Annotated in this window: 8 protein-coding genes; all 8 read left to right on the forward strand. The window is 70.5% G+C overall.

Annotated features, from left to right (window positions below; all coding sequences use genetic code 11):
• Window positions 1-147 precede the first annotated feature (147 nt).
• The 8 genes from ACFWP5_RS23950 (at window position 148) to gap (ending at window position 13,677) form a co-directional block, all read left to right on the forward strand.
• Window positions 148-2,778, forward strand: a complete 2,631-nt coding sequence (locus ACFWP5_RS23950) for a PAS domain S-box protein (protein WP_384160153.1) — start codon at window positions 148-150, stop codon at window positions 2,776-2,778.
• A 479-nt stretch (window positions 2,779-3,257) separates the two neighbouring features.
• Complete coding sequence (locus tag ACFWP5_RS23955; protein WP_384160024.1) at window positions 3,258-3,929, forward strand: response regulator; 672 nt, start codon at window positions 3,258-3,260, stop codon at window positions 3,927-3,929.
• A gap of 98 nt (window positions 3,930-4,027) precedes the next feature.
• The gene (gene uvrC, locus ACFWP5_RS23960; protein ID WP_384160026.1) at window positions 4,028-6,070 is read left to right on the forward strand and encodes an excinuclease ABC subunit UvrC; all 2,043 of its coding nucleotides are present in this window, start codon (window positions 4,028-4,030) and stop codon (window positions 6,068-6,070) included.
• Window positions 6,067-7,071 (forward strand): RNase adapter RapZ, encoded by a 1,005-nt coding sequence (rapZ, locus tag ACFWP5_RS23965; protein ID WP_384160029.1) that lies wholly within the window; start codon window positions 6,067-6,069, stop codon window positions 7,069-7,071. The genes uvrC and rapZ overlap by 4 nt, the downstream gene beginning before the upstream one ends.
• The gene (gene yvcK, locus ACFWP5_RS23970; protein ID WP_026150944.1) at window positions 7,068-8,135 is read left to right on the forward strand and encodes a uridine diphosphate-N-acetylglucosamine-binding protein YvcK; all 1,068 of its coding nucleotides are present in this window, start codon (window positions 7,068-7,070) and stop codon (window positions 8,133-8,135) included. Before rapZ ends, yvcK begins: the two co-directional genes overlap by 4 nt.
• A complete protein-coding gene (gene whiA, locus ACFWP5_RS23975; protein WP_019060506.1) occupies window positions 8,126-9,115 on the forward strand; it encodes a DNA-binding protein WhiA in 990 nt (329 codons plus the stop codon). The genes yvcK and whiA overlap by 10 nt, the downstream gene beginning before the upstream one ends.
• Window positions 9,116-9,519: 404 nt before the next feature.
• Entirely contained in the window at window positions 9,520-12,477 is a 2,958-nt protein-coding gene (locus ACFWP5_RS23980; RefSeq protein WP_384160032.1) for a M14 family zinc carboxypeptidase, read from the forward strand.
• A 189-nt stretch (window positions 12,478-12,666) separates the two neighbouring features.
• The gene (gap, locus tag ACFWP5_RS23985) at window positions 12,667-13,677 is read left to right on the forward strand and encodes a type I glyceraldehyde-3-phosphate dehydrogenase (protein ID WP_384160035.1); all 1,011 of its coding nucleotides are present in this window, start codon (window positions 12,667-12,669) and stop codon (window positions 13,675-13,677) included.
• Window positions 13,678-13,736: the final 59 nt, after the last annotated feature.

A 13,736-nucleotide genomic window follows, 5' to 3' on the forward strand; every position in this document is an offset into this window, starting at 1 on the left:
CACGACATCGACGCCCTGGAGTCCGCGCTGGCGCGGGCCAAGCGCTTCGGCGGGCCCGTCATCGTGCACTGCCTGCGCCGGCGCCCGCGGCCCGGCGCCGCCCTCCGTATCCCCTTCCTCGCCCGGCTGCGCGTCGGGCGCAAGCTGATGCTCCTGGTACTGCTCCCGGTGACCGGCATGCTGGCGTTCACCGTGTTCGGCTCCGTCACACAGTGGCGCGAGGCGCAGACGATGCGGGACTTCCGTACGGCGACCGCGCTGTCGTTCCGGACCACCGCGCTGACCGACGCCATCGCCAGGGAGCGCATCGCCGCCGTGAAGGCCCGGCTGCGTCCAGGACCGGCGACCTTGAAGGAACGCTCCGGCGCGCAGCACGCCACCGACCACGCCCTGAACGCCGCCCTCCTGGGCGCGGCCGGCTGGACCGGGTCGCCCGACGTGCCGGGCCGACTCGACGCGCGGAACCGCCAACTGCACGCCCTGCGGCTCCAGTTGGGGACCGGCTCCCTCACCGCGCCCCAACTCGCCGACCAGTACGACACGATCGAGGACGACCTCCTGGAGCTGGCCGCCACCCTGGAGTCCGGCCGCCCGACCCGCGCCTCCGGGCAGGCGGCCGACGCCCACATCGCGCTCTTGAACGCCATCGAGGCCGCCGAACGCGAACGCACCGAACTGGCCGTGCTCTTCGACACCCCCGACGCCCCGCACGCCACCGCCACGGACCGCTGGTCGGCCCTGGAGAAGGCGCTCCTGGACGACTTCGGCCAGACCGCGCCCGCCGGCCTCAAGGGCCGGCTCTACGTAGTCCTCCTCCAGCACCCGGGCCTCGTCGTCCGCAAGACCCGCGAGACCCTCGCCGACCCGCACGCCCAACGGAACGCCTGGCCCACGTACGCCAGTTGGCTGCTCGCGTCGACGCAGCGCATCGAGGCCCTGCGCGTCATCCAGCACCAGGCCGCCGCCGAACTGGGCCGCGACGCCGCGCGCGACCTCGACACCGCACGCACGCGTGAGGCCCGCGACCTCGGCGTGTCGCTGGCCGTCCTGGCCGCCGTCACCGTCCTCGCGCTGACCCTGAGGCTGTCGATCACCCGGCCGCTCAGCGAGGTCTCCGCAGGCGCCCGGGCACTGTCCGAGGGCGATCTGTCGTACGACATCCGGTACGCGGGCCGGGACGAACTCGGCGCCGTCGCCGACACGTTCCGCGAACTGCGGGTGACCACCGAACGGCTCGCCGGTGAGATCAACACGATGAACACCGCGATCGACGACAACCGGCTCGGCCACCGCGCGGATGTCGCCGCGTTCGAGGGGACCTGGGCGCAACTGCTCGGCGGCATGAACGGCACCATGGCGTCCTTCGCCGCGGCACACGGGCGGCGCGACAAGGCCGAGCAGGAGCTGGCGAGCATCTTCCACCTCTCCCTCGACCTGTTGTGCATCGCCGGACTCGACGGCTACTTCAAGCGCGTGAACCCCGCCTTCGAGCGGACCCTCGGCCACTCCGCACAGTCACTGCTCGGCAGACCCTGGCTGGAGTTCGTGCACCCGGAGGACCGGGCACGCACGCGTGCCGTCCTCGACCGGCTGGCGAGCGGCGTCGAACTGGCCGAGTTCGAGAACCGCTTCGTCCGGGACGACGGCACCGAACGCTGGTTCCAGTGGAGCGCCCGCCCGGTCACCGGAGAGGGCCTGATCTACGCCGCCGCGCGCGACGTCACCGAGAGCCGCCGCGCCGCCCGCGAACAGACCGCGCTGCGCCGGGTCGCCACCCTCGTCGCGCGCGGGGTGCCACCGCACGAGGTGTTCTCCGAAGTCGCCGACCAGGTGGGCAAGGTCCTGAGCAGCGGCTCCGCCGCCGTCCTGCGCTTCGGCGCCGACGGAGCCGCCACCGTCCTGGGTTCCGCGCGCGGGCCCGTGGCCGAGGCCGAGACGGCCGCCGCGGCGGAGGTGGCGCGCACCGCCCGCCCCGCGCGCGTGGGCCGCTCGGTGGGCGCCCCCATCGTCGTGGACGACCGGCTGTGGGGTGCCGTCGTCGCGGCCGCCGCCGGAACCGAACCGCTGCCCCCGGGCACCGAGTGCCGGCTCGCCGACTTCACCGAACTCGTCGCCACCGCCCTCGCCAACGCCGACAGCCGAGACCAGCTCACGGCGTCACGCACGCGCGTGGTGGCCGCCGGGGACGCCTCCAGACGCCGTATCGAACGCGATCTGCACGACGGTGTCCAACAGCGCCTCGTCTCGCTCCAACTCGACCTCAGAATGGCCCAGTCGATGCTGGACGAGCAGCCGGAGGAACTCGCCGAGCAGCTGGACCACATCGCCAAGGGCCTGGACGACGCCTTCGCCGATCTGTTGCAGATCGCGCGCGGCATCCACCCCGCGATCCTCTCCAAGGGCGGCCTGGGCCCGGCCCTGCGCGCGCTGGCCCGCCGCTCAGCCATCCCCGTGGAACTCGATCTGCGCCTACCCGCCGGCCGTCTCCCGGAGCGGATCGAGGTCGCCGTCTACTACGTGACCTCCGAGTGCCTCACCAACGCCGTCAAGCACGCGCGCGCGAGCTTCGTGGCGGTGTCGGCGCGGGTCGAGGACGACGTCCTGGAGGTGACGATCGCCGACGACGGAGTGGGCGGCGCCGACCTCGGGCACGGCTCCGGGCTCATCGGACTCGTCGACCGCGTCGAGGCGATCGGCGGCAAGCTGCGCGTCGGCAGCCCACCGGGGGAGGGCACGACCCTCACCGTACGACTGCCGCTTCCCCGGACGGACGGGTGACCGCCCGAGGCGTACGCGATGGGGTCCAGGTCGGGGGAGCCGTGGACTCGGTGACGTCGCGTACGCATCGGGCGGTCTTCTCGGACGGAGAGGCAGCCGTCCGGCTCCAGGGGTGGTGGATTCGGCCGTGCCGGGCCGAGGCCGGCCGCAGGCGCTTGGCGCGGACGATGTCGGGGTCCCGCGGGTCAAGGAGGTCCTTCAGGGACCGGGTGTCGTCCTCGTACGGGCGGACACGGACCGACCGCCGTCGTCTGTCCGCCCGTGTCCGCCGCATCTCCCGCAGCCTTTCCGACCCGCCGAGTCACCCCTCGCCCGAGGCGACCGGTCCGTCCGCGTCTGCACTGCTACGAGAATCGCCCGGACACGACCCTGTGTCGTCACGGCCACCCTCCAATTCCCTTACCCGCTAGCCGTACCCGACCCGGTCCGGCAGGCTGTGCGTGGCGCACCGCACTGGTCGGGCAAGGGGAGCCGGGACGATGGACGCATCGCAGCAGACGGCGCGGGGACGGGTCGTCCTCGCCGACGACGACGTCCTGCTCAGGGAGGGCCTCGCGAGCCTGTGCGAACGCCTGGGCTACGAGGTGGCGGGCCAGGCCGGCGACGCGGTACGGCTCCTGGAACTGGTCGACGCCGAGCGGCCCGACCTCGCGATCGTCGACATCAGGATGCCGCCCGACCACTCCACCGAGGGACTGAAGGCGGCCCGGACGATCCGTGAGCGCCACCCCGACACCGGCATCCTCGTACTGTCAGCGTTCGTCGAGGTCGAGGAGGCCCTGGAGCTGCTGGCCGGCGGGCACAAGGTCGGGTATCTCCTCAAGAGCCGGATCACGGTCGTCGACGAGTTCGTCGAGGCCCTCGACCGTATCCACAAGGGCGGCTCGGTCGTCGACCCCTCCCTGGTGCACGAGCTGTTCTCGGCGCAGCGCCGCGACGACCCGCTGTCCTTCCTCAGCACCCGCGAGCGCGAGGTCCTGGGGCTGATGGCGGAGGGCCGCTCCAACGCCGGCATCGGCCGCCGGCTGTGGGTCACCGAGGGCACCGTCGAGAAGCACGTCCGCAGCATCCTGGGTAAACTCCACCTTCCGGAAGCCGCCGACGACCACCGCCGTGTCCTGGCGGTTCTCACGTTTCTGGAGTCCCGCTAGGAGTACCGGCCGGACACCCGACAAGAGTTCCGCCGGGCGTGTCCGCCGTTGTCCACAGCCCCGCCGCGCTGTCACTCCGCGCCAGTAGGGTGTGAAACATGGCCGATCCCTCCAGCTACCGCCCCAGGCCGGGAGAGATCCCGGACTCGCCCGGGGTCTACAAGTTCCGCGACGAGCACCGCCGGGTGATCTACGTCGGAAAGGCGAAGAGCCTGCGCCAGCGCCTGGCGAACTACTTCCAGGACCTGGCCGGACTCCACCCGCGCACGCGCACGATGGTCACCACGGCCGCGTCGGTGGAGTGGACGGTGGTGTCCACGGAGGTCGAGGCCCTCCAGCTGGAGTACTCCTGGATCAAGGAGTACGACCCCCGGTTCAACGTCAAGTACCGCGACGACAAGAGCTACCCGTACCTCGCGGTGACGATGAACGAGGAGTACCCGCGCGTGCAGGTGATGCGCGGTCACAAGAAGAAGGGCGTCCGCTACTTCGGGCCGTACGGACACGCGTGGGCGATCCGCGACACCGTGGACCTCCTGCTGCGCGTGTTCCCCGTCCGCACCTGCTCGGCCGGCGTCTTCAAGAACGCGGCCCGCACCGGCCGCCCCTGCCTGCTCGGCTACATCGGCAAGTGCTCCGCCCCCTGCGTCGGCCGCGTCTCCGAGGAGGAGCACCGCGAACTGGCCGAGGAGTTCAGCGACTTCATGGCCGGCCGCACCGGCACGTACATCCGCCGTCTGGAGAAGCAGATGACGGACGCGGCCGAGGAGATGGAGTACGAGCGGGCGGCCCGCCTCCGCGACGACATCGAGGCCCTGAAGAAGGCCATGGAGAAGAGCGCGGTCGTCCTCGCCGACGCGACCGACGCCGACCTGATCGCCGTCGCCGAGGACGAGCTGGAGGCGGCCGTCCAGATCTTCCACGTCCGCGGCGGACGCGTGCGTGGCCAGCGCGGCTGGGTCACCGACAAGGTCGAGGACGTCACCACCGCGGCCCTCGTCGAGCACGCCCTCCAGCAGCTCTACGGCGAGGAGACCGGGGACTCCGTCCCCAAGGAGGTCCTCGTCCCGGCCCTGCCCGACCCGGTGGAGCCGGTCCAGCAGTGGCTGACGGACCGGCGCGGGGCGAACGTGTCGCTGCGTATCCCGCAGCGCGGCGACAAGAAGTCCCTCATGGAGACCGTCGCGCGCAACGCCCAGCAGTCGCTGATCCTCCACAAGACCAAGCGCGCCTCCGACCTCACCACCCGCTCGCGCGCGCTGGAGGAGATCTCCGAGGCCCTCGACCTGGACAGCGCCCCCCTGCGGATCGAGTGCTACGACATCTCGCACCTCCAGGGCGACGACGTCGTGGCGTCGATGGTCGTCTTCGAGGACGGGCTGCAGCGCAAGAGCGAGTACCGCCGCTTCCAGATCAAGGGCTTCGAGGGCCAGGACGACGTCCGCTCGATGCACGAGGTGATCACCCGCCGCTTCCGGCGCTATCTCGCCGAGAAGGAGAAGACGGGGGAGTGGGCGGACGGCGACGAGCTGAAGGACGAGGAGGGCCGCCCCAAGCGGTTCGCCTACCCGCCGCAGCTCGTCGTGGTCGACGGTGGGCAGCCGCAGGTCGCCGCCGCCAAGCGGGCCCTCGACGAGCTGGGCATCGACGACATCGCCGTGTGCGGCCTCGCCAAGCGCCTGGAGGAGGTCTGGCTGCCGGACGACGACGACCCGGTGGTGCTGCCCCGCACCAGCGAGGGCCTCTACCTCCTGCAGCGCGTCCGCGACGAGGCCCACCGCTTCGCGATCACCTATCAGCGCGCCAAGCGTGCCAAGCGGTTCCGGGCGAGCCCCCTGGACGACGTGCCCGGCCTCGGCGAGACACGCAAACAGGCGCTGATCAAACACTTCGGTTCGGTGAAGAAGCTGCGATCCGCGACAATCGACCAGATCTGCGAGGTTCCGGGCATAGGTCGCAAGACCGCCGAGACCATCGCGGTGGCCCTCGCCCAGGCGGCCCCGGCCGCACCCGCCGTGAACACGGCGACTGGAGAGATCATGGAAGACATGGAAGACGGGACACCCGAGACGACAGCGGGTGTCCCAGGGGAGCCCGTACCCGCGGGAGCCCCGGACGAGCGACGGGGGCAGGAGACATGACCGAACAAGAGAAGCAGCCCACAGCGGACCGAGATCGGACGCACAAGGAAACCGGCGACGATCAGGTTTCCCAGCAAGAGGTCCAGGACGACGGAGCACAGGTGAGTACGGACGGCACGACAGCCGGGGTGGCCGAAGTGGCCATCCCCGAGCTGGTGATCATCTCCGGCATGTCCGGGGCCGGGCGGTCCACCGCCGCCAAGTGTCTGGAGGACCTCGGCTGGTTCGTCGTCGACAACCTCCCGCCCGCCCTGATCCCCACCATGGTGGAGCTCGGCGCCCGCTCCCAGGGCAACGTGGCACGCATCGCGGTCGTCGTCGACGTACGCGGACGGCGCTTCTTCGACAACCTCCGGGAGTCCCTCGCCGACCTGGAGTCGAAGCACGTCACCCGGCGGATCGTCTTCCTGGAGTCCTCCGACGACGCCCTGGTGCGCCGCTTCGAGTCGGTGCGCCGCCCCCACCCCCTCCAAGGCGACGGCCGCATCGTCGACGGCATCGACGCCGAACGCGAGCTGCTGCGCGAACTGCGCGGCGACGCCGACCTCGTCATCGACACCTCCAGCCTCAACGTCCACGAACTGCGCGCCAAGATGGACGCCCAGTTCGCGGGCGAGGAGGAGCCCGAGCTGCGGGCCACCGTCATGTCCTTCGGCTTCAAGTACGGCCTCCCGGTCGACGCCGACCTCGTCGCCGACATGCGCTTCCTGCCCAACCCGCACTGGATCCCGGAGCTGCGCCCCTTCAACGGCCTCAACGAGGAGGTCTCGGCGTACGTCTTCAACCAGCCCGGCGCCAAGGAGTTCCTCGACCGGTACGCCGAGTTGCTCAGGCTCATCGCGGCCGGCTACCGGCGCGAGGGCAAGCGGTACGTGACGATCGCGATCGGCTGCACCGGCGGCAAGCACCGCTCCGTCGCCACGGCGGAGAAGCTCGCCGCGCGGCTCGTGGCCGAAGGCGTGGAGACGGTGGTCGTACACCGGGACATGGGACGGGAATGACAGGACGTAGCCCACGGCTGGGCAGGCTGCGCCGCGTGGTGCCCGAAGGACGGACGACCAGGCCCGTGGAGGCCCGCGGCGGCAAGCCGCGCCGGCGCGGCACCCAGCCCAAGGTGGTCGCCCTCGGCGGCGGCATGGGCCTGTCCGCCTCGCTCACCGCGCTGCGCCGGATCACCGGCGACCTCACCGCCGTCGTCACCGTGGCCGACGACGGCGGCTCCAGCGGACGCCTGCGCGACGAACTGGGCGTGCTGCCCCCCGGCGACCTGCGCAAGGCCCTCGCCGCGCTGTGCGGCGACGACGACTGGGGCCAGACCTGGGCCCGCGTCATCCAGCACCGCTTCCAGTCCAAGGGCGACCTGCACGAACACGCGGTCGGCAATCTGCTGATCGTCGCCCTGTGGGAGCAGCTCGGGGATCACGTCCAGGCCCTCGACCTGGTCGGCAAGCTGCTCGGCGCGCACGGGCGCGTGCTGCCCATGTCCGCCGTACCGCTGGAGCTCCAGGCCCTGGTCAAGGGGCACGATCCGGCGCGGCCCGACGACGTCGACACCGTCCGGGGACAGGCGACCGTGGCGCTCACGCCCGGTGAGGTGATGTCCGTGCACGTCGTGCCGCACGACCCGCCGGCCGTGCCCGAGGCCGTCGCCGCGGTGCTCGACGCGGACTGGGTGGTGCTCGGCCCGGGCTCCTGGTTCTCGTCGGTCATCCCGCACCTGCTGGTGCCGGAACTGCTCGACGCGCTCACCGAGACGAAGGCGCGCCGGGTACTCTCCCTGAACCTCGCGCCGCAGCCCGGAGAAACCGATGGCTTCTCCCCGCAGCGTCATTTGGAGGTTTTGGGACGACACGCCCCTAAACTCGCCCTGGACGTGGTGCTGGCCGACGAGGCCGCCGTGCCCGATCGCGCGTCGCTCACCGAAGCCGCCAAGCGGCTGGACGCCGCGGTCGAGCTGGCGCCGGTGGCCCGGACCGACGGAACTCCAAGGCACGACCCGGAGCTGTTGGCCGCCGCGTACGACCGTATTTTTCGGATGCATGGAAGGATCGGCCCATGGCGATGACGGCAGCGGTGAAGGATGAGATCTCCCGGCTCCCCGTCACCCGGACCTGCTGCAGGAAGGCGGAGGTCTCCGCCATTCTGCGGTTCGCCGGAGGCCTCCACCTGGTGAGCGGGCGCATCGTGATCGAGGCGGAGCTGGACACCGCGATGGCGGCGCGCCGGCTCAAGCGGGACATCCTGGAGATCTTCGGCCACAGTTCCGAACTGATCGTGATGGCGCCCGGCGGCCTGCGCCGCGGCTCCCGTTACGTCGTCCGGGTGGTTGCGGGCGGCGATCAGCTGGCCCGGCAGACGGGGCTCGTGGACGGCCGTGGACGCCCGATCCGGGGCCTGCCGCCGCAGGTCGTCTCGGGGGCCACCTGTGACGCGGAGGCGGCCTGGAGAGGCGCGTTCCTGGCGCACGGTTCACTGACCGAGCCCGGCCGGTCCTCCTCCCTGGAGGTGACCTGCCCGGGCCCGGAGGCCGCGCTCGCGCTGGTCGGCGCCGCCCGCCGGCTGTCGATCGCCGCGAAGGCACGCGAGGTGCGCGGCGTGGACCGGGTGGTCGTCCGTGACGGCGACGCGATCGGCGCCCTGCTCACCCGGCTCGGCGCGCACGAGTCGGTGCTGGCCTGGGAGGAGCGCCGGATGCGCCGCGAGGTGCGCGCCACGGCGAACCGGCTCGCCAACTTCGACGACGCGAACCTGCGCCGCTCGGCCCGCGCGGCCGTCGCCGCCGGAGCCCGTGTGGGGCGTGCGCTGGAGATCCTCGCCGACGAGGTCCCCGAGCACCTCGCGGCGGCCGGACGGCTCCGCATGGACCACAAGCAGGCCTCCCTGGAGGAACTGGGCGCCCTCGCCGACCCGCCGTTGACCAAGGACGCGGTGGCCGGCCGTATCCGCCGACTGCTGGCGATGGCCGACAAGCGGGCCCAGGACCTCGGCATCCCGGGCACGGAGTCCAGCATTACCGAGGAGATGGCCGACAACATGGTCGGCTGACGATCACACGGCACGGATCGGCTGATGATCCGTCAACACGCCGGTGCGGATGCCCGTTGGGGGCGTCGGCACCGGCGTTTCGTTGTCTTGAGCCGCTTGGCCGGCTGCTGACGAGCTGTCAACACGTGGGCGCAGATGCCCGTTCAGGCCTGCCGGCTGATCAGGCGGGGGAAAATCAACGGCCTGCCCCCAAGTCGATCTGCCGGGCCTGCCCGAGCGCGGCGCCGCCCAGGCCGGGAGGGACGGGTGTCGCGGTCGTCGACTCCCCGGCATGAGCCCCCTGAGCCTCCCAAAGGGCCCCACGCCGCCGTTTGGCTGTCCTTGAGGCGCCCTTGACTCGATCATGAAGTGTCATGAGCCTGGCAACTGTTCGCCGCTGTGGCGAACGATTGCTAGGGGGGTTCATGAGACACAGAGCGAGATCGATCCTCGCTGTCGGCGCGCTCCTGATCGCAGGGGCGAGCATCGCACCGATCGCCCAGGCGCAGGCCGGGAGTTCCGCGAAGCCCGACCCCGCCGAGGTCAAGGTCTTCCACGCCGACGTCACGCAGAAGCAGATACCCCTGCTCCTGAAGGCCGGACAGGACGCCCACGAACTCGGCGACAACCAGTTCTCGGCGTCCGGCAAGACCGCCGTAGAGGTCTACCTCACCGACCAGCAGGCTCAGAAGCTGGAGAAGCAGGGCGTCGACCTCACCGAACACACCCTTTCGGCCAAGGCCGAAACGCGCGTCGAGGACGCGGCGCAGGGCGTGTTCCGCCCGTACAGCGGAAGCGGCGGCCTCGAAGAGGAGATCGTCAAGACCGGGCAGGCCAACCCCGGCCTCACCAAGGTCGAGTCCATCGGCAAGACGATCGACGGCCAGGACATCCTCGCGCTCAAACTGACCAAGGGCGCGAAGACGACCAAGGACGGCTCCAAGCCCTCCGTGCTGTACGTGTCCAACCAGCACGCGCGCGAGTGGATCACGCCGGAAATGACCCGCCGGCTGATGCACTACTACCTGGACAACTACTCGACCGACAAGCGCGTCAAGAAGATCGTCGACTCCACGGAATTGTGGTTCGTGCTGTCCGCCAACCCGGACGGCTACGACTACACCTTCCAGAACAGCGACACGCGCCTGTGGCGCAAGAACCTGCGGGACGTCAACGCCGACGGCGCCATCTCCACCGGCGACGGCGTCGACCTCAACCGCAACTTCGCCTACAAGTGGGGCTACGACGACGAGGGTTCGTCCCCGAACCCCACGAGTGAGACCTACCGCGGCACGGCTCCGGCCTCCGAGCCGGAGACCCAGGCGCTCGACGCCTTCGAGAAGCGGATCGGCTTCAGCTACGGCATCAACTACCACTCCGCCGCCGAACTCCTCCTCTACGGAGTCGGCTGGCAGGTCGCGACCCCGACCCCGGACGACGTGCTCTACAAGGCGCTCGCCGGCACCCCGGACAACCCGGCGATCCCCGGCTACCGCTCGCAGGTCTCCTCGGAGCTGTACACGACCAACGGCGAGGCGGACGGCCACGCGTCGAACGTCAACAGCATGTCGATGTTCACCCCGGAGATGTCGACCTGCCAGACCGCGTCGAACATCGACCCGAACGACGCCTGGAACGCGGCCGACTGCCAGTCCGTCTTCAACTTCCCCGACGACGAGAAGCTGATCCAGGACGAGTTCGAGAAGAACATCCCCTTCGCGCTCTCCGTCGCCGAGACCGCCGTCCACCCCGACCAGCCCACGTCGTCGGTCGGCCTCGGCGCCGCCGACTTCACCCCGGCCACCTTCCCGACGTCGTACTCGCGCGGCGCCGACCAGGAGGTCTCCGTCGTCGTACGGAAGTCCGTGCGCGACAAGGAGCTCAAGTACCGCGTCAACGGCGGCCGTACGGAGGACATGGCGCTCAAGTCCTGGAAGGGCGGCCAGACCTACGGCGGGGACGACAACCTGTACTTCGACGAGTACCGGGCCAAGGTCAAGGACGGCGACCCGGGCGACAAGGTCGAGGTCTGGTTCACCGGCGAGACGAAGGCGGGAAAGCCCACCTCCAGCGCGCACTTCACGTACACGGTGGCCAAGAGGCCCGCGGCCGACACTCTCGTGGTCGCCGAGGAGGGCGCTGCCGCCACCCAGGCGCAGACCTACGTCGACGCGCTGAAGGCGAACGGCCGTAAGGCGGTCGTCTGGGACGTCGCCACGCAGGGCGCGCCCGACGCGCTCGGCGTGCTCGACCACTTCAAGACGGTCGTCCACTACTCGGGCACGGCGGGACCGGGCAACGACACCCAGCTCCAGCTGCGCGCCTTCCTCAACGAGGGCGGCAAGCTGATCGAGGCCGGCGAACGGGCCGGCGGCAGCGTCGACCTCGGCGACGGCACCCCCTCGAACGACTTCAGCCAGTACTACCTGGGCGCCTATTCGCGTACGTCCACCCCCGGGGCCAGCGGTTTCACCGGCTCCGGCAAGCTCGCCGGCTTCACCGGGCCGCTCGGCGGCGCGCCCGGCAACCCGCTGGACCGGGCCGGTACCTACAGCGTCACCTCGGACTCGCTGTCGCCCACCACGTACCCGCAGTTCGCGAGTGCGGGGGCGGGGCAGTTCGCCGGGACCGTCAACCCGTACGGGCCCTACGCGGGCTCCTACATGGCGGCCGCCGTCCACACCGACGACGCCTACAAGCGCCTCGCCCGCACCATCGACCTCACCGGGGTGAGCGCGGCCGGCAAGCCCACGCTGCGCAGCGAACTGCTGTGGGACACCGAGCCCGGCTACGACCACGCCGTGGTCGAGATCCACACCACCGGGGCCGACGACTGGACCACGCTCCCGGAGGTGGGCGGCGCCACCAGTACCACGCCGCCCTCGGAGTGCGAGGCCGGCTTCCTGGTCGCCGAGCACCCGTGGCTCAAGCACTACCTGACCGTCGCCACCAGCGGCTGCACCGCGACCGGCACCACCGGTTCGTGGAACAGCTTCACCGGCGCCTCCAACGGCTGGCAGCAGGTCGGCTTCGACCTGAGCGCCTACGCCGGCAAGTCCGTCGAGGTCTCGCTGAGCTACGTCACCGACCCGAACACCGGCGGCCACGGCGTCCTCGCCGACGACACCTCGCTCGTCGTGGGCGGTACGGCGACCCAGGCCGAGGGCTTCGAGACCTCGCTCGGCGCCTGGACCGTGACCGGCCCGCCCGCCGGCAGCCCGGCGGTCCTGAACGACTGGACCCGCACCGGAGCCCTCTTCCAGACGTACGGCGCGGTCACCACCGACCGCACCGTGCTCCTCGGCTTCGGCCTGGAACAGGTCACCTCGGCCACCGACCGCGCGGCCCTGCTCAAGAAGGCACTGGCAGCCCTGCGGAGCTGACTCGGCATGTCGATGTCATGAACATCGAGGGCGGTCCGTACCCCTACTGGCGGGTACGGACCGCCCTGCCGTGTATGGGGCATCTCAATGTCACCGAGGGGGCCGCAGGGAGGTAGGGTCGTAGGCGGTCGGGGACATCCCATACAACTCGCCGGCACTGAGCCGGCGTACCAACGAGGAGATCGGTTCGTGACGATCCGCGTAGGCATCAACGGCTTTGGCCGCATCGGTCGTAACTACTTCCGCGCGCTGCTGGAGCAGGGTGCTGACATCGAGATCGTGGCTGTCAACGACCTGGGTGACACCGCGACCACCGCTCACCTGCTCAAGTACGACACCATCCTGGGCCGACTCAAGGCCGAGGTGTCGCACACCGAGGACACGATCACCGTCGACGGCCACACCATCAAGGTGCTGTCCGAGCGCAACCCCGCCGACATCCCGTGGGGCGACCTCGGCGTCGACATCGTCATCGAGTCCACCGGCATCTTCACGAAGAAGGCCGACGCCGAGAAGCACATCGCCGGCGGCGCCAAGAAGGTCCTCATCTCGGCTCCGGCCAAGGACGAGGACATCACCATCGTGATGGGCGTCAACCAGGACAAGTACGACGCGGCCAGCCACCACGTCATCTCGAACGCCTCCTGCACCACCAACTGTGTGGCGCCGATGGCCAAGGTTCTCGACGAGAACTTCGGCATCGTCAAGGGCCTGATGACGACGGTCCACGCGTACACGAACGACCAGCGCATCCTGGACTTCCCGCACTCGGACCTGCGCCGCGCGCGTGCCGCCGCCGAGAACATCATCCCGACCACGACCGGTGCCGCCAAGGCCACCGCCCTGGTCCTCCCGCAGCTCAAGGGCAAGCTGGACGGCATCGCGATGCGCGTCCCGGTCCCGACCGGTTCGGCCACCGACCTGGTCGTGACGCTGCAGCGCGAGGTCACCAAGGACGAGGTCAACGCCGCGTTCAAGAAGGCCTCCGAGGACGGTGACCTCAAGGGTTACCTGTCCTACACCGAGGACCCGATCGTCTCCTCGGACATCGTCGGCGACCAGGCCTCCTGCACCTTCGACTCCCTCCTGACCATGGTCCAGGAGGGCAACACGGTGAAGATCCTCGGCTGGTACGACAACGAGTGGGGCTACTCCAACCGCCTCGTCGACCTCACGGTCTTCGTCGGCGGCCAGCTCTAACTCCCAGAGCAGGCAACTCGATGTGAGTCAGGGCTCGGGCAGCGCACGCCGCGCTGTCC

This window comes from Streptomyces sp. NPDC058469 (assembly GCF_042721125.1).
In the GTDB taxonomy this organism is placed as follows: domain Bacteria; phylum Actinomycetota; class Actinomycetes; order Streptomycetales; family Streptomycetaceae; genus Streptomyces.